The sequence below is a fragment of the Pseudomonas sp. LB3P14 genome, assembly GCF_054898045.1.
In genome coordinates, this window is sequence record NZ_CM142714.1 from 2,228,084 (window position 1) to 2,243,930 (window position 15,847).

The 15,847-nt window shown below is 57.8% G+C and carries 11 protein-coding genes and 2 pseudogenes; 9 read left to right on the plus strand and 4 right to left on the minus strand.

The features are described from left to right. The first annotated feature begins 43 nt into the window (after positions 1-43). Positions 44-3,532 (plus strand): hypothetical protein, encoded by a 3,489-nt coding sequence (locus ACYZT5_RS10205; protein WP_462050985.1) that lies wholly within the window; start codon positions 44-46, stop codon positions 3,530-3,532. Positions 3,533-3,546: 14 nt separating this feature from the next. Continuing rightward, positions 3,547-4,032 carry an adenosine-specific kinase gene (locus ACYZT5_RS10210; RefSeq protein ID WP_462050986.1) on the plus strand — a complete coding sequence of 162 codons (486 nt, stop codon included), beginning with the start codon at positions 3,547-3,549 and terminating at the stop codon, positions 4,030-4,032. Positions 4,033-4,084: 52 nt separating this feature from the next. On the opposite strand, the gene ACYZT5_RS10215 is transcribed toward ACYZT5_RS10210, so the two are convergent. After that, entirely contained in the window at positions 4,085-5,440 is a 1,356-nt protein-coding gene (locus ACYZT5_RS10215) for a dicarboxylate/amino acid:cation symporter (protein WP_462050987.1), read from the minus strand. Between the two features lie 88 nt (positions 5,441-5,528). Further along, positions 5,529-6,584, minus strand: coding sequence for a tartrate dehydrogenase (locus ACYZT5_RS10220; RefSeq protein ID WP_462050988.1), 1,056 nt, complete (start codon positions 6,582-6,584; stop codon positions 5,529-5,531). 138 nt (positions 6,585-6,722) lie between these two features. Here ACYZT5_RS10220 and ACYZT5_RS10225 point away from each other — a divergent pair. From ACYZT5_RS10225 to ACYZT5_RS10240, 4 genes and pseudogenes are all read left to right on the plus strand, one after another. Next, positions 6,723-7,646, plus strand: a pseudogene (locus tag ACYZT5_RS10225) (LysR family transcriptional regulator). A 156-nt stretch (positions 7,647-7,802) separates the two neighbouring features. Then, positions 7,803-8,684: a phage antirepressor N-terminal domain-containing protein gene (locus ACYZT5_RS10230; RefSeq protein ID WP_462050989.1), complete on the plus strand. Its 882-nt coding sequence runs from the start codon at positions 7,803-7,805 to the stop codon at positions 8,682-8,684. A 306-nt stretch (positions 8,685-8,990) separates the two neighbouring features. Beyond that, positions 8,991-9,281: a hypothetical protein gene (locus tag ACYZT5_RS10235; RefSeq protein WP_008151518.1), complete on the plus strand. Its 291-nt coding sequence runs from the start codon at positions 8,991-8,993 to the stop codon at positions 9,279-9,281. A 302-nt stretch (positions 9,282-9,583) separates the two neighbouring features. Beyond that, on the plus strand, positions 9,584-11,011 hold the full coding sequence (locus tag ACYZT5_RS10240; RefSeq protein ID WP_462050990.1) for a GGDEF domain-containing protein: 1,428 nt from the start codon (positions 9,584-9,586) through the stop codon (positions 11,009-11,011). 66 nt (positions 11,012-11,077) lie between these two features. Here the strand turns inward: ACYZT5_RS10240 and ACYZT5_RS10245 are convergent, their stop codons facing one another. After that, positions 11,078-11,698 carry a cell wall hydrolase gene (locus ACYZT5_RS10245; protein WP_462050991.1) on the minus strand — a complete coding sequence of 207 codons (621 nt, stop codon included), beginning with the start codon at positions 11,696-11,698 and terminating at the stop codon, positions 11,078-11,080. Positions 11,699-11,873: 175 nt separating this feature from the next. Here ACYZT5_RS10245 and ACYZT5_RS10250 point away from each other — a divergent pair, with 175 nt between their 5' ends. Together ACYZT5_RS10250 and ACYZT5_RS10255 are read left to right on the plus strand one after the other, a co-directional pair. Beyond that, positions 11,874-12,725, plus strand: a complete 852-nt coding sequence (locus ACYZT5_RS10250) for a CAP domain-containing protein (RefSeq protein WP_462050992.1) — start codon at positions 11,874-11,876, stop codon at positions 12,723-12,725. Positions 12,726-12,961: 236 nt separating this feature from the next. Then, a pseudogene (locus ACYZT5_RS10255) lies at positions 12,962-13,524 on the plus strand (bestrophin family protein); the annotation flags it as partial. Positions 13,525-13,587: 63 nt separating this feature from the next. On the opposite strand, the gene ACYZT5_RS10260 reads toward ACYZT5_RS10255, so the two are convergent. Beyond that, entirely contained in the window at positions 13,588-14,376 is a 789-nt protein-coding gene (locus tag ACYZT5_RS10260; RefSeq protein WP_462050993.1) for a DeoR/GlpR family DNA-binding transcription regulator, read from the minus strand. Between the two features lie 296 nt (positions 14,377-14,672). Between ACYZT5_RS10260 and ACYZT5_RS10265 the strand changes: the two genes are divergently transcribed. Further along, the gene (locus ACYZT5_RS10265; RefSeq protein ID WP_462050994.1) at positions 14,673-15,560 is read left to right on the plus strand and encodes a serine hydrolase domain-containing protein; all 888 of its coding nucleotides are present in this window, start codon (positions 14,673-14,675) and stop codon (positions 15,558-15,560) included. Positions 15,561-15,847: the final 287 nt, after the last annotated feature.

Sequence of the window (15,847 nt, forward strand, 5' to 3'; positions counted from 1 at the left end):
TACATAACTGTAATCAATTGGCCGAAAACAAGAGGCACAGGCCATGGACAACAACGGTTCAGGCACTAATCTGGCCTTCTGGCTGCCAGGCAGTGCGGTCATCCTGAGTCTGGTGGTATCGATGTTCGCCCTCAACCGCGAACCGTTCCTTGAACCGCGGCCGATCGGTGCACAGTTCCAGGCGCAACTGCCCATCGAAGCACGGCTATGGCAGGACCCTTTCGATGCGGTCGAGCGTTATCGCAAGAAGCTCACTGACAGCAAGAACCCGGATGCCGAGCATGTTTGCAGCCCGGATATTTCTCCACTGTCCGGAGAAAAAGCGGCCCCCGACATCATGGTGGCGTTGGTCGAGGGCGGTCCTTACGCCGACGAAGTCGAACGGCGGCGACGCATTCGTTATGCGCTGCTGGCAGGGTTCAAGAATTCCCATCGGGTGCCGGATCAGGAGCAGTACATCCATTGCTTGAGACTCGCGGCCAACCTCTCGCTTGATACCCCGCAGAAAACCGCTTTCGTCGACGCCCCCTACGAAATATTCATCTCCAACCCCTTCGATCCGCCGACGACACTTGAAGGCGCGCCGCCGCCTCCTGACCGAACGATCGTGTTCTGGTTCAAACAGGACGCGCTCGGCTCAACGCCGCTGCAGCAGCTCGAAACGTTACGTGAGAGCCTGAAACAAAAAGTCGCTTCGGCGTGTTTGCCAGCACCGTGTTCCGAGCGACCCGATACTGCCGTCCTGAAGGTCATCGGTCCCTCTACCTCAACCGTTCTGCTCGACATGTTCCAGGACCAGGACATCGGCAAGGCCACACCGAATGTGGAAATCTACTCACCGCTGGCCACTGCCGATAACGAGACGCTGGATCGCGGGTACCCGAAGCTTTCGCCACCGCTTGCGAGCAGACAACCCATGAAGTTGCTGCGCACCGTCAGCGACGACGGCACCATGACGCAACTGATGCTGGAAGAGCTGAAGTTGCGCCGCGTGGACCCGGCCGCTGGCGTGCGTTGCAGCGAAGGCAAGCTGCGACGGATCGGCTCACCGTGCACCCGCGATCTGCGCCGCAGCGGCAATCGCATCGCCTTGATTTCCGAGTGGGACAGTTTCTACAGCCGCGCACTGATCGAAAGCTTTAAGTCACAGGTGGCCAGGGACGCCCGCCTGGGCAGCGACGAAAAAAGCCACAGGGATGTGGTCGATCAGTGGATATTGCGCTTCAGCTATCTACGCGGTCTGGACGGACGCCTGCCGGAAGAATCCGCGAGCAACGATAAAAGCGCCAGCGCCGATCCCGGGAAAAATAAAGACGCCAGCCCCATTGATCTCAGCCCACTGGAGAAATCCGACGGCAACTCCCAGCTCGACTATCTGCGGCGCCTCGCCGACCATATCGCCCGCGAGGACGCGGCCTATCGACGCAACGGCGAAAGCGGCATCGGTGCTATTGGCGTGCTGGGCGTCGATGCCTACGACAAGCTGTTGGTGCTGCAGGCGCTCAAGAGTCGGATGCCGTACAAACTGTACTTTTCCACCGACCTCGATGCCCGCATGTTGCAACGGGGTCAGGCGCAAACCACGCGCAACCTGATACTCGCCGCACCCTACGGACTCACGCTGACGCGGGCCCTGCAACAAGATGTGCCGCCGTTTCGCGACAGCCTGCAAAGTGCAGTGTTCATCTCGGTGCTGGCCGCGCTGGCGCCGCAATCCTTCGACGCCAAGCGCGCGAAATTCGACTATTCCAAATCGGAACTGCTCTCGCCGGGCATCTATGAAGTGGGGATCAGCGGCTTCATTCCTCTGGCGAGCCGGCTGACCGCGTCACGCCCGGCAAACTGCGAAGCACCGACCCAATCGCAGTCTGATCGAGGCGTACGTCCGCACGACCTCATGGCGCTGCGCTGCCTTCAAGACCCCTCACCTCCGCCCTACCCTGAACCCTCCAAGTCAATTCGCGAGCGGTTCAAGCAAGCCCAATCATTCTTCTGGGCCGGGCCACTGACGGTCACGCTGCTGATACTCGCCGGGTTCATCGTCTGGTGGCGGATCGAGGGCCCCAAAGATGACCATGACGCACGGCTGGCCTGGGTTCGCGGCGTCCCGATGACACTGTTTATGGTGGCGGCGGCCTGCGCATTCATCGCCACGCGGTTCTGGCATGCGGAATTTCTCTGGTTCACGTTCGTGCTGATATTGCTGGGGATCGTCTCTTCAAATCTGATCCGGCGCTCCGCGAGGCAACTGGCGTTTGCCAAAGACTCGACTGCCAGCCTGGGCACCGGCTTATACGACTCCCGGACGTGGTACATCGTGGTCCCTCTCGTCATGTTCATCCTCGCGCTGATGTTGGCATACCAGATGCGCAGCACATTGACGGACAATGGACTGGGTGAGCCGATGTTCCTGTTTGAAGGCATCAGTGCCTGGCCAACCGTGGCACTGCGGTTGCTGGCCGTGCTGATCTCCCTCTCGGCGTTGGCATGGGGCTGGCGCAACCTGCGCATCAACCGGACCGAGATCGAAGCCACGTTCCATTTGCGCCTGCACATGCGCAAATATGAGATGACCTTGTGGGGACAGGTTCGACGCTTGATTCGCCGGGGCAAAGGCTGGAAATTGCGTCGGTGGTGCAACGAACTGGGGCACTGCCTGCTGAAGATTTTCTTCCCGTTGCTGACCGCCAGCGAAGAATGGTCAAAGTCCTGCGCACCCGCGCAGGCCGCTTGCACGGACGGGCGCAAGATGATCGTCATTGCACGCTTCTGGGGTGAGCACTGCGTATGCGGTTCCTTCGGCGCCCGAATGCTGCGTGCCATTCTCGCCACGTGGGTTTTTGTCGTCGTCACCAGCGTGCTGTTTGTCATCTGGCCAATGGAGGGCATGCCCGTTCGCGGCACATCAATGTGGTGGATGATGAGTTGGCTGATCCCCACCCTGATTTTCCAGGTGCTGGTGTTCTGGGTGGTGGATGCCAATCTGCTGCTGACGCGATTCATCCACCATCTCAGCGAACATCATGCGATCTGGCCCGGCTCCTTGCAGATAGAGCACAAGAAAACCTTTGGCATGCTCAAGCATCCGTGTATCGACGACTGGGTGGATTTGCAGTTGATCGCCAAGCGCACCTCGGCCGTCAACCGTCTGATCTATGCACCGACGGCGGTCATGTTGATCCTGTTGGCATCGCGCAGCAGTCTGTTCGATAACTGGCCGACACCACCCGGCCTGATGATTTCATACCTGCTGACGGCGCTGGTGCTGCTCGTCTCCGCGCTGTCGCTGCGGCGTGCCGCAGAAAAGGCCCGCACGGTTGCCTTGCAACGAATCGACGCCTACCTGCTGCAAACACCCGAAACGACGCCTTGCTACGCCAAGTTCAAGATGATCCGCGAGCGGGTCGCGACGTTTAATACCGGGTCGTTCTCACGCTACGCCGAAGACCCGCTGATCAGGGCGCTGCTGATGTCGCTGACCGGTATCGGAGGCTCGGCCATTGTCGATGCATTGAACTATGCGAAGTTCTAGAGGAGGCGTTTGACATGCAACTCATCACGTTGAAAATCGATAAACCGGAAGCGACGAACTTCATTTTGGGTCAGACGCACTTCATCAAGTCCGTCGAGGACATCCACGAAGCGTTGGTCAATGCCGTGCCAGGTATCCGCTTTGGCGTGGCCTTTTGCGAAGCCTCCGGAAAATGCCTGGTGCGCTGGTCTGGCACCGACACCGCCATGATCGAACTGGCCCAGAAGAACGCCCAAGCCATCGGCGCAGGCCATAGCTTCATCATTTTCCTCGACGATGGTTTCTATCCGCTGAACGTGTTGAACACCGTCAAAATGGTGCCAGAGGTGTGCCGTATTTTTTGTGCAACGGCCAATCCGACTGAAGTGATTCTCGCCGAGACGGATCAAGGGCGAGCGATACTGGGCGTCGTGGATGGCTTCTGTGCCAGTGGCATTGAAGGCGAGGATGACATCCTGTGGCGCAAGAACCTGTTGCGGCAGATCGGCTACAAACTTTGAGCACGTTCCGTTAACCAGGCGCTGAACGTCACGCCGTTCAGCGCCTCACACCTTACGCCTGAGAGGCTTTTTGGCGGCCTGGCAGCACGGAACTTGCTCCCAACGCTGAATGAGCAGGGATAACCTCTGTCTGAGCCGTCGCGGACTTCTCCCCTTCGGCCTCGCCATTCAGCGCCTTGTGCATCTTCACGGTGTCCAGCGCCCCGACCCATTTGGCAATGGCCATTGTCCCGACGCCATTGCCGATGGTGTTGGTGATCGCGCGCGCTTCCGACATGAACCGGTCGACGCCCAACAGCAGCACCATGCCCGCCACCGGAATGGTGCCAAGGGACGATAACGTCGCTGCCAGAATGATGAATCCCGAGCCGGTGACACCGGCAGAGCCCTTGGAGGTAAACATCAGCACGGCCAGGACGATCAACTGATCAGTCAGGGTCAGCGGTGTGTTCGTGGCCTGCGCGATGAAGATGGCGGCGATGGTGTAGTAGATCGCCTGACCATCCGGGTTGAAGGTCAAGCCCGAGGGAATGATCAGGCCGGCGACGGGTTTGGAAACACCGGCCTTTTCCATCTTGGAAATCATCTGCGGCAGTACCGATTCCGAAGAGCTGGTGCCCAGGACGGTGAACAGTTCTTCCTTGATGAATTTCAGAAACTTCCACAGGCTGAATCCGCTGTAGCGGCAGATCGGGCCCAGTACAAAGATCACGAACACAGCACAGGTCAGGTAGACACAGGCCATCAGCTTGCCGAGCGAGAACAGCGAGCCAAAGCCGTATTTGCCGATGGTGAAGGCAATCGCCCCGAAGGCGCCGATGGGTGCCAGGCGCATGACCATGTTGACGATGCGAAACATGCCCTGCATCAGGCTGTCCAGCGTGTCGACGAACACTTTGGCGCGAGGTCCGACATGCGCCAGAGCAATGCCCAGCAGAATGGAGAACAGCAATATTTGCAGCACGTTGCCCTTGGCGAAGGCATCCACGATGGTGTCGGGGATGATGTTCATCACAAAGTCCATGAACGACGCGTGCTTCACTGCGCTGGTGTAGGTGGCCAGGCTGGACGTGTCCAGCGTGGCGACATCGATGTTCATGCCGGCGCCGGGTTTGAACACATCGACAACCACCAGACCGACGACCAGTGCCAGGGTGGACACCACTTCGAAATAGATCAGCGCACGAAAGCCGACACGGCCCAGCTCTTTCATGTTCTCCATGCGTGCAATGCCCGAGACCACCGTCAGGAAGATCACCGGGGCGAGGAGCATTTTGATCAGTTTGATGAACGCGTCGCCCAAGGGTTTGAGCGCTGTTCCGGTTTCGGGAACAAGCACGCCGACGATGGCGCCGAGGATCACGGCGATGAGCACTTGTACGTAGAGTTTGCCAAATATTCTTTTCATGACAGGGCCCTGATTTTTTTGTTGTTGTCAGGAAATGCCAAGGGGTCTGATCGGTGATCAGCCCCTTGGCGTTGTGCCGCAGCTTGAATCAGCGTTTGATCAACTCGATGACCGCATCAGTGATCTGGCGGGTGGTGGCCGTGCCGCCCAGATCCGGGGTATGCAGACCGCTCTCGGTCACTGCCTCGATGGCCGACATCAGGTGTTTCGCCGCGGCCGCATCGCCCAGGTGTTCGAGCATCATCGCTGCCGTCCAGAACGTCGCAATCGGGTTGGCGACGCCTTTGCCGGTGATGTCGAAAGCCGAGCCATGGATCGGTTCGAACATCGAGGGGAATTTGCGCGAGGGGTTCAGGTTGGCGGTCGGCGCGATGCCCAGGCTGCCGGACAACGCCGCAGCCAGATCAGACAGGATGTCGGCGTGCAGATTGGTGGCGACGATCACGTCCAGCGTCGACGGTTTGAGTACCATGCGCGTGGTCACGGCGTCGACCAGTTCCTTGTCGATCCTGACGTCCGGAAAGTCTTTGGCGACTTCGTAGAAGATCTCGTCCCACAGCACCATGCCATGACGCTGGGCGTTGGATTTGGTGACCATGGTCAGGTGCTTGCGTGGACGGCTTTGCGCCAGTTCGAAGGCGAAGCGGTGAATGCGCTCTACCCCGGCACGGGTGAACACGGACACTTCAGTGGCGACTTCTTCGGGCAGACCCCGGTGGACACGACCGCCGTTGCCGGAGTACTCGCCCTCGGAGTTTTCCCGCACCACGACCCAATCGATTTGATCACCATTAAGCAGAGGGCTTTTTACCCCTGGCAGCACGCGAGCCGGACGCACGTTGGCGTATTGGTCGAAGCCCTGGCAGATCGGCAGACGCAGGCCCCACAGCGAAATGTGATCCGGTACGTTGAGCGCACCGACAGCGCCGAAGAAAATGGCGTCGAAGGTTTTCAGCTCTTCCAGGCCACCTTCCGGAATGTAGTAGCCGTTTTTCAGGTAGTTGTCCGAGTTCCAGTCGAAGTGTTTGAAATCCAGTTCGAAGCCGGATTTTTTCGACAGGGCTTGCAGCACCTCGACGCCCGCGGTGATCACTTCAACACCGATACCATCACCTGGAACCGCAGCAATTTTGTATGCGCTCATCAATAAACTCCACTCTCGTCACGTTCTTGTTGTGCCTGTCGAACGGGGGTGTTCAATCAGGGTGTGAGCGGAGTATATGTAGTGAACAAATGAGCGTGAGTTACTCCAAATCACTACATAGATGAATTTGAGTTACCAATGAGCCAAACCCTGGATTTGTCTTTTTTCTACCTGCTGGCCAATAAAGGCAGCCTGGCGGCGACGGCTCGAGAGCTGGGTGTCACACCGCCGGCGGTGAGCAAACGCCTGACCGCGCTGGAAGCACGGCTCGGCATACGCCTGGTCAACCGCACCACGCGCTCGATGAGCCTGACCTCGGAAGGCGAGCTGTATTTTTCCCATGCCGCGCGCATCCTGACGCAGATCGATGAGGTCGAGCAGCTGATCAGCAGCAGTCGGGCGACGCCTAAAGGCCTGATTCGGGTCAACGCCTCGCTGGGATTCGGTCGACGCTATATCGGCCCTGCCTTGGGAGCGTTCTTCGCGCAGTAACCGGAGGTGGAAATACAGCTGGAAATCAGCGACCACCCGCTCGATCTTGCGACTCATGGGTTTGACTTGGGTATTCGTTTCGGCACGCTACCGGACGCCGCCTTCCATGCGCGAAAGATCGCGTCCAATCGCCGTCTGTTATGCGCCTCGCCGCTGTACCTGGAAAAGCATGGCGTGCCCCAGCGCCTGGCTGATTTACAGCAACACAACTGCATCTTCCTGCGGCAAAACGAAACGCCCTACGGCGTGTGGAGTTTCACCAACGGCGGGCGTACGCAAAACATCAAAGTGCGCGGAGCGTTAGGCTGCAACGACGGTGAAGTGGCCCTGAACTGGGCGCTGGAAGGTTACGGCATTCTGCTCCGGGCCGAATGGGACATCGCCCGTTACGTGCGCAGTGGCCGCTTGCGTCTGGTGCTGGAGGATCAGACCCCCACCCGCGCCGATGTCTACGCCGTGTATCCGCAACAGTTGCACCTGTCGGCGCGGGTACGCAGCCTGATTGATTTCCTGGTCGAGCGCTTCAAGCACATCGATCACCTGGAGGAACCGGAATCTACGCGCGAATGAACAGGGTTGGCTGACTTCAACTCACGGCCAGTAGCGGATCTTTACAAATCTTCGACTACAATTTGAAGCCATGATGGTGGCATTTGTAATTCGGGTTCTTACCGGCTTTGGCTCGGCGAACATTCGGGCATGGAGCCTCAAATAAGGAGCACCGCCATGCAGGAGCGCCTGATGCCTGTCTCGTTCTACGAGGACACGGTAGTTCTGGTGGGTCAGGGGACTGATCCGTTTGTAGCTATGAAGCCGATCGTCACAAATATGGGACTGGACTGGAATACGCAGTTCCGAAAATTGGGGGAGAAATTTAACTCGGTTATGGTTGAAATGACCACAACTGGAGGTGATGGCAAGCAATACAGAATGACCTGTCTCCCCCTTCGCAAGCTTCCGGCCTGGCTCTACTCAATCAGACCGAACAACGTAAAACCCGAATTTCGCGCCAAGATCCTTCGTTACCAAGAAGAATGCGACGACGTGTTGTGGGACTACTGGACCAAGGGCAGCACTTCTCGCTCTGAATCGCCAAATGTTGCTCAACTTATAGCCCTCTCACGCCATCGGGTTGCACTGCTCAAAGAATTGAGTCGTACCTGCGACAACGCCATCCGCACTGCAATCCATGAGCAACTTGCGCTCGCTTCCCACCAGTTAGGATTGTCAGTCCCCGACCTAACCAGCATCGGGACTTGGACACCGGCACCCGCCGACATTTTGATCGAGTTTTGGAGTGCGCTAGAGCTCCTGGACAGCAAGGGTGTGCGCTACAACCACTGCACCCCATCGAAGGGTTTTCTCTACTTGCAGCTTCCCCACCTTGCACAACTATTCAAAAAACACAACATTCAGGTCAAGTTCACACGCGAACTACGCCAAGCGATGAAAGAATCCAAGCAGCCACGTTATGTGAGTAACACCACTCAACACAGCGTAATGGAACATATCTCATTGAAATGCTGGGTATTTGAGGGGCCCATTCGCCGTGAACGAGAGGTTTTTGAGGCCAGCCAGAAACATCCAGTCAGGCATCATACAGCCTGACTACATGTACATCAGCCGAACGACCCAGCGACCGCGACTCCGTGGCCAAGGTCAATGACGTGGCAAGGCAGCTAAATAGCCGTCCTCGGAAAACACTAAACTACGAAACGCCCGCTGAACGATTTAGCCAATCTGTTGCATCGACCGGTTGAATCCTCAGCCAGGAGCTGCCGGTGGTCGTTGCATTTCGCTTGTCACCGGCGTTTGACTAAGCTGAACAAATCGGTACGAACTGAAACCCAAGTGATAGCGGCCATCAGCGGATCTGGATGGGTATCAAGACGGTAAATCACAAAGGAGACGACTATGTATGCGGTTATAAGAACCTACTCAGGTCCTGGTGCAAAGCAGCTTTTCGATGTTTTAGAAAAGCAAAAGGCCGACGTCGAAGCTGCCCTCCGGAAAGTGGCTGGCCTCGCAAGTTACACACTGCTACCTCTCGGTGATGGCGGTATGTCGGTGACAGTTTGCACGGACAAGGCCGGCACCGATGAGAGCATGAAAGTCGCTCGCGACTGGATTCAGAAAAACGCCTCGCACATCCACGCGAACCCGCCGGTCGTCACGGAAGGTCCGGTCATTGTGCAGATCAATTAGCGCGCCCCGGCGATCCCCTCACGACACTATCGCTGTCGCAGTCATCGGCCAATTCCTGCCGCTCACGACTGACCGAAATCGCCGATGAGAATAATGAGACATCCGTTATTAGTTAACTGCATTCGCGTGAACATTTTTACCTGCTTGTGCAGCAGAAATCGGGAAGGAGTCTAATATTGAAATGCCATAGATCAGTCCATCACATAGGTGCGTAATGATGCGAGGGACCGTTGGCATGTAGGCGGCTTTGGAGCCAGCACCGGACCGGTGTTGGCTAAATAGATTTCAAATTGGAGGGAACCATGAGCAATCTCATCGCCAGCGGCGAACCACCTGAAGCCGTCCGCCTCGTGGTCAAGGTTTACGCCTACTTGCTGCTCGCAGGATTTGCGTTTGTTCCGGCCTATCTGATTGGCTACTTATACGTCTTTCAAGACCCCACCCTTATCTTCGAGGACCACCTGTTCCATATAATTGCGATCACGGCAGCCACCCTGGCAGGCTTGTTTGTTACTTACGTAACGTGGCGCTGCTATCAGTCATCGGGAGACCCGCTGCTACGATGGATGACCCTTGGCTTTCTCGGTTTTGTACTGATCTACGCGTTGCATGGAGCGTTCACTGGGCAAGCACACCACAATATCTGGCTCTTCCTGCTTTATGGACCGGCCTCTCGACTGGTCATGTCGATTCTGCTGTTAATCGGAATGCTGTCGTACCACCGCCCACCTGATGCCGCGGACCAACGAATGAAGGCCCGCCCGTGGTTGACCTGGATAGGACTGTTCCTGCTGGTTGACGTGGCAGTGGCGTACGTCGCGAATTCGCCGATCGCCGGTAATCTCGCGGTGCGCCTCTCGATGGAAGGTGGTGCCCTCGTTCTTTCCACATTGACCGTGGCAATGCTCCTGCTGCGCCGAATCCGTTCGCCGCTGATGATGATTTTTGTCATCTCGGTCACCGCGTTCGCACTGTCATCTCTTGCCTTCATCCTTGCACGTCCGTGGAACCACATGTGGTGGCTCGCTCATGCGATCTTCGCCGGTGGATTCTTCATGTTGAGCTATGGGGTAGTGCAAGCGTTCCTCACCACGCGGTCGTTCTCGAAGATTTACAGCCAAGAGGAGTTGATGGTGCGTCTTGCCGAAGCGATGGCGTATACCGAGAGCGCCCTGCAGGAACTCCAGCGCACCAATCAAGAACTGGGGCACCTTGCGGCGACCGATCCACTGACAGGCGCTGATAATCGGCGTCGGTTCATGGAGCGGGTCGAAGTCGAAATTGGCCGGACCAAGCGCGGTGGTGCGCCGTTCTCCGTGCTGGCACTCGATCTGGATAATTTCAAGTCCATCAACGATCGCTTCGGGCATCAGGTTGGCGATGACATCCTGAAGGGTTTCGTGGAGAAATGCCTCGACTCGATCCGGCCGTATGACGGCGTAGCCCGAGTGGGCGGGGAAGAATTCATGATACTGCTACCTCAGACTTCACTTGAAGGCGCGCACGAAATCGCTGAGCGTCTGCGAAGCACCGTTGCCAATAATTCTTTTCATGGCCTGCAGCGGTTAACCGTGGTCACAGTGAGCATCGGCGTATCGCAATCTGGCCGCGACGGCGACACCATCGAGGCCATTCTGCGTACAGCCGATCAACGCCTGTATCACGCAAAACACGAAGGCCGTAACCGTGTGGTCACTACCATCAAAACCAGCCTCCAACCTCTGCCCTGACCATCATCTCGAAGTCGCTGGGCTAATCGAAGGGACGACACCGCATCTGTTTTGGATCGAACGTCCCTACTTCGCCGACCCACCACGCGGCTTATAGAAGAGGAACATCGAGGTCTCGGTGGTCTTGATGTATTTCCTGGTCCAATTGGGTTTCACCTTCCGGTCGTGGAAATACATCGCGCCGTGGGTTCGGTCATTCAGCTGCTTGTTGAGTGCCTTGCGCGCGATTTCCTTGGCAATCGCGTATTGGGTTTCTTCCTGGACTTGATCCGAGCGTCCATCACACCACCACGAAAACTGACAATTTTTGCTTTCAGACCCCTGCTTGACCACGGCACATACCTTATCCGGAAATCCCTCATGGCCCAGGCGGTTCATGACGACGCTGGCGACGGCTTCCATGTCGGCGGACGATTTGCCTTTGGCTTCCCAATAGATGGAGCGAGCAAGACAGGAGATTGCATCATCCAGCGGCGACGCACCTGCGGGATCGACTGCCTGAACTTCGGATGTGGTGATGGTTTCGGATTTGGGCACCGGTACATCGGTGCCCTTCTCCGCAGCTTTCTGCTCGAGGACCTCGGCCTTGTCTTCAGCCACTTCCTTTTTTTGCTCCTGCTCAGATGCAGTAGCGTGGCCGGATAGAAGGGTTATTGCGAAGCAGATGGCTATCCAGATAACTCGCATGACCAACCCTTCTGACTGAACCGGGAGCGCGCCACACTGGCGACTTTGCTTGATTGTAGTTGCGAAAATTCATTCCTACAGATGGACAAAAAAACTGTATTGGGGCGCGAAAAGGCATTGCACTGGCGGGGGTGAAATCGCGCATCATGGGCGCAGTCAGCTCAAGGGGATTTCCATGCGCTTCAAATCATCCGTTACGCGTTTTGCCACGTTGTCACTGGGTCTGTTGTTCGCCGTGAATGCGTTGGCGGCCGACGAGAAACAACTGATTGATTCGATCAACGTCTACCGCAGCCAGGTGCAGCGGTGCGCGGGTCAGGTCTCGCAGGAACTGCCACCGCTGGCAGGCGATCCACGGTTGGCGCTGTCCGCCACCAGCATCGGCAATTTGCAGCAGGCGATGGCGACCGCGGGTTATCCGATGAAGAACGTACAAGCGATCAGCCTGTCCGGGCCGCGCGATGCGGCGGCGGCGATGAAAGCCATTCAGGAAAGTTTTTGCCAGATCGTGCTGGACCCACAGTTCGTCGATGTCGGCGTGAGCCGCCAGGACCGAGAGTGGCGCATCGTGCTGGCACGTCCGCTGTTGAGCGCTCGCCTGGGTGACTGGCAGGCGGAAGGCCAGAAGCTGCTGGCCGAGCTCAACATCGCACGCTCCCAGGCTCGCCAGTGCGGTACGCAATCCTTTGCCGCCACCACGCCACTGGCCTGGAACGCCACGCTGGCGACGGCGGCCGAGGAACACGCCCGGTCAATGGCCAATAACAATTACTTCGATCACAAGGACCGCGATGGCCGTACGCCGGGCGACCGGGCTGAACTGGCGGGTTACAGCGGCGGGCAGATCGGCGAAAACATCGCTGCCGGGCAAGACTCTGTGCGCAAGGTGGTCGATGGCTGGGTGTCCAGCGCCGGTCACTGCGCGAACCTGATGAACCCGCAGTACCAGGACTTTGGCGCGGCGTATGCGGTTGATCCGAAGAGTGATCCGGGGATTTACTGGACGGCGATGTTCGGGACGCCATAAACGCCCGGTTTTTTGCAGGCACAAACCCGGAGTTCACTGTTGGGCTCCGGACAGTAAAAACCCGTCATAGATTGTGTCGATCACTTGGTCATCCATAGTGATTGGACGACCCGCCAAGTTGCTTTTAGCCTGCGCTAACCCACTCCGTAAACAGCGCAATAGCCATTAAAAATGGGCTCGTCCGCAGGCAGAACACCATGATCGTCAGACCCAAACCCAACCTGATCAACATCCTGGAAGCGCGTAAAACCTGGGGCGAAATGATGGTCGCGATCCGTTCGATGATTCGTGAAACCCAGATCATCAAGGACGCGAAAGAGCGGCAGAAAATCCTGCGCAACCTCTGCGGTTTCGCCCATGCGCTGAACGCCAAGCTGCGCGCGGAAAATGAACTGGAGGCGGGTTGCGACTGGCTTGAGCCGATGCCGAAGGGCAACACACCTGACATCTGACAAGCCTGACTCGGTCCCAGGCGGTGTGTGAACGAATCAAACATACGCCACTGCCCTTCCCCTACACCCTGTTGCTGCACAGAACCATCTACCTCTTCTGCATTTTGCTGCCCTTCGCGATGGCCGAACCACTGGGCTGGCTGACTCCGGTTTTCACGGCCATCGTCAGCTATACCTTTTTCGGCCTGGATGCGATTGGCGATGAGCTGGAGGACCCGTTCGGCCGCGATGAAAACGACCTGCCTACCGATGCAATGGTGCGCAACATTGAACGTGATGTCCTGGCGGCGCTGGGTGCAACGCAGCTTCCCCCGGTTCTGGAACCCGTCGACTATGTGTTGGGGTGAGTTCGGCGTTTGAGTCAATACGTTCCTTACATTCCTCCCGCAGCAGGCTCATGGCATGGCGTTTCACGCCTGCGCCTGCACCACCTCGATCCCGAGCTTTTGATAGTCCTCGACATTGCCCGACGCCACATGACGCTCGGTGATCAAGGTATGAATGCGCTGACACGGCGCGACAACGAACGGCTCCACCGCGCCCAGTTTGTCGGCGGTGGTGACGGCAACGACATGGGAGGCGCTGGCGAGCATTGCCTGTTTGACCGGCACCTCGTCGAAATGCAGGGAGCTGATGCCGACTTCCGGGTGAATGGCGCAGACCCCGGTGAACAGCAGATCAGCCTTGATGCCCTCGATCAGCCGCAGGGTTTCATGCCCGCTGGCTGACAGGGTCGCGGGATTGAGTTGCCCACCGGCCAGAATCACCGTGATGCCTTTGTATTCGGCCAGGGCGATCGCGATCATCGGCGAGGCGGTAACGGCCGTAATGGAAATGTCCGAAGGCAGCGATCGGGCGATCTGCAGCGTCGTGCTCCCCGAATCGAAAATCACAATCTGGCCGTCCTGTACCTGGCGTGCGGCGAGTTGCGCCAGGCGAGTTTTCACCTCATCGGTTTCGCTGACGCGGGTGAAAAAATCCTTGCCGGTGTCTTTGGGCCGCGGCAGTGCCCCGCCGTGCACCCGCTGCACCAGCCCGGCAGTGTCCAGCTCCGCCAGATCACGGCGAATGGTGTCTTCGGACACCGCGAAATGCTGGCTCAGCTCGGAGGCCATGACCTTGCCGTCACGTTCGAGGATCAGCAGAATTTTTTGCCGGCGCAGATGAGGGAGCTCGGCGGTTGAGTGTTGCTCGTGCATGATTTTGCCTGTTTTTGCGCGAAATTGCGTGTTTGTGCGAGAGTAGTCAAAAGGCGGGATAAACACAAACCCACTGGACATCAATTCTTTCGATGATTCAAATCATGAAGCCGAATTTTTTATTTTTATATGACCTGTTCAAAATGGCGCCATCACAAATGCTTTGGATGAAAACTTCATGAATCTAAACTTTGCCTTTGCGTGCATGATCGTGGTCTCGTTTGCGATTGCGTTGGGGCACGCCTGATCGGCGAAAACCAAGCGAATGCGCACCTTCCTCCATCCAGAGTCGACTGATGCTTTTTTCCCTGGTATCGAACGGTTCACTTCTCACGCCTGAACTGCCTGATACAGCGGTGCCCTGGTGGAGCTTTACCAAAACCGTGCTCGCCGCCACCGCGCTGTCGCTGGTGCGTGACGGCTTGATCGACCTTGACGACACCGTTGCTGAAGGCCCCTTCACGCTGCGTCAATTGCTGCGGCACGAGGCTGGGCTGGCGGATTATGGCGAGCTCGCTGACTACCACAACGCCGTTGCCCACCATGAGACGCCCTGGTCGGCCGATGAAATGCTGCAACGCCTTGATACCAGCCGGCTGCGCTACGCACCGGGAAACGGTTGGCGCTATTCGAACGTCGGCTACCTGTTCGTCGTGCGACTGATTGAACGCATGACGGGGCGCACGCTTGAAGAAGCGCTGACGGAGCGTGTGTTCGCCCCCCTCGGTTTATCCCGCGTACGCCTCGCCAAAACGCGAGCCGATCTGGAGAGCGTGAACATGGGCAGCGCGCCAGTCTACGACCCCGGCTGGGTCTATCACGGCTTGCTCGTCGGCCCACTTGAGGAAGCCGCCCTTTGCCTGGACGGTCTGCTGGCCGCAAACCTTCTGCCAAACGCGCTGCTGCAAGCGATGCAAACAGCACGCGCACTCGGCGGCCCGATTCCCGGACGCCCCTGGATGTCTGCGGGTTACGGCCTCGGACTGATGCAGGGCGCGGTGGCAGGCGGCCTGATCTTGAGCGGACACACCGGCGGCGGTCCGGGCAGCGTAGTGGCGGTCTATCGCTGCGTTTTTGGCGACGACGCGGCGAGTTGCGCTGTTTTTCATGAAGTCGCCAACGAAGGTGTTGCCGAAGCAGACGTTGTCGAGCGCCTCTCGGCGGTCCTTGGGGAAAGCCGGTAGAAAAGCCGGATGAATTCGGGTTTTCGGCTCACGTTGGGGAATAAGGCGTACGCGACTCAGCGCTTCGCGTGAGATCTCACAGCGCTGATTAGCCCTTCAACAGCGTGTCAGCCTGGGGTTGAGCGTGATGGCGAGTGGATATCTGGCAGAACGTGATTATGCTTCATGAAACCTTGCAGCGATGCGAGGCCGTCAGCCTGTTCGCATGCTTCGCGCAATTCGTCATCCGACGACATCAGCCCCAGGGCCTGGGTGCGGCAATGAAAGTGAGGTACTCCGGCCTACAA

Excerpts from the sequence above, each read along its gene's own strand:
- ACYZT5_RS10230 (WP_462050989.1), top strand. The coding sequence starts at position 7,803 with ATGCAGGAGCGCCTGATGCCTGTCTCGTTCTACGAGGACACGGTAGTT.
- ACYZT5_RS10260 (WP_462050993.1), bottom strand. The coding sequence starts at position 14,376 with ATGCACGAGCAACACTCAACCGCCGAGCTCCCTCATCTGCGCCGGCAA.
- ACYZT5_RS10235 (WP_008151518.1), top strand. The coding sequence starts at position 8,991 with ATGTATGCGGTTATAAGAACCTACTCAGGTCCTGGTGCAAAGCAGCTT.
- ACYZT5_RS10205 (WP_462050985.1), top strand. The coding sequence starts at position 44 with ATGGACAACAACGGTTCAGGCACTAATCTGGCCTTCTGGCTGCCAGGC.
- ACYZT5_RS10220 (WP_462050988.1), bottom strand. The coding sequence starts at position 6,584 with ATGAGCGCATACAAAATTGCTGCGGTTCCAGGTGATGGTATCGGTGTT.
- ACYZT5_RS10215 (WP_462050987.1), bottom strand. The coding sequence starts at position 5,440 with ATGAAAAGAATATTTGGCAAACTCTACGTACAAGTGCTCATCGCCGTG.
- ACYZT5_RS10240 (WP_462050990.1), top strand. The coding sequence starts at position 9,584 with ATGAGCAATCTCATCGCCAGCGGCGAACCACCTGAAGCCGTCCGCCTC.
- ACYZT5_RS10245 (WP_462050991.1), bottom strand. The coding sequence starts at position 11,698 with ATGCGAGTTATCTGGATAGCCATCTGCTTCGCAATAACCCTTCTATCC.
- ACYZT5_RS10265 (WP_462050994.1), top strand. The coding sequence starts at position 14,673 with ATGCTTTTTTCCCTGGTATCGAACGGTTCACTTCTCACGCCTGAACTG.
- ACYZT5_RS10250 (WP_462050992.1), top strand. The coding sequence starts at position 11,874 with ATGCGCTTCAAATCATCCGTTACGCGTTTTGCCACGTTGTCACTGGGT.
- ACYZT5_RS10210 (WP_462050986.1), top strand. The coding sequence starts at position 3,547 with ATGCAACTCATCACGTTGAAAATCGATAAACCGGAAGCGACGAACTTC.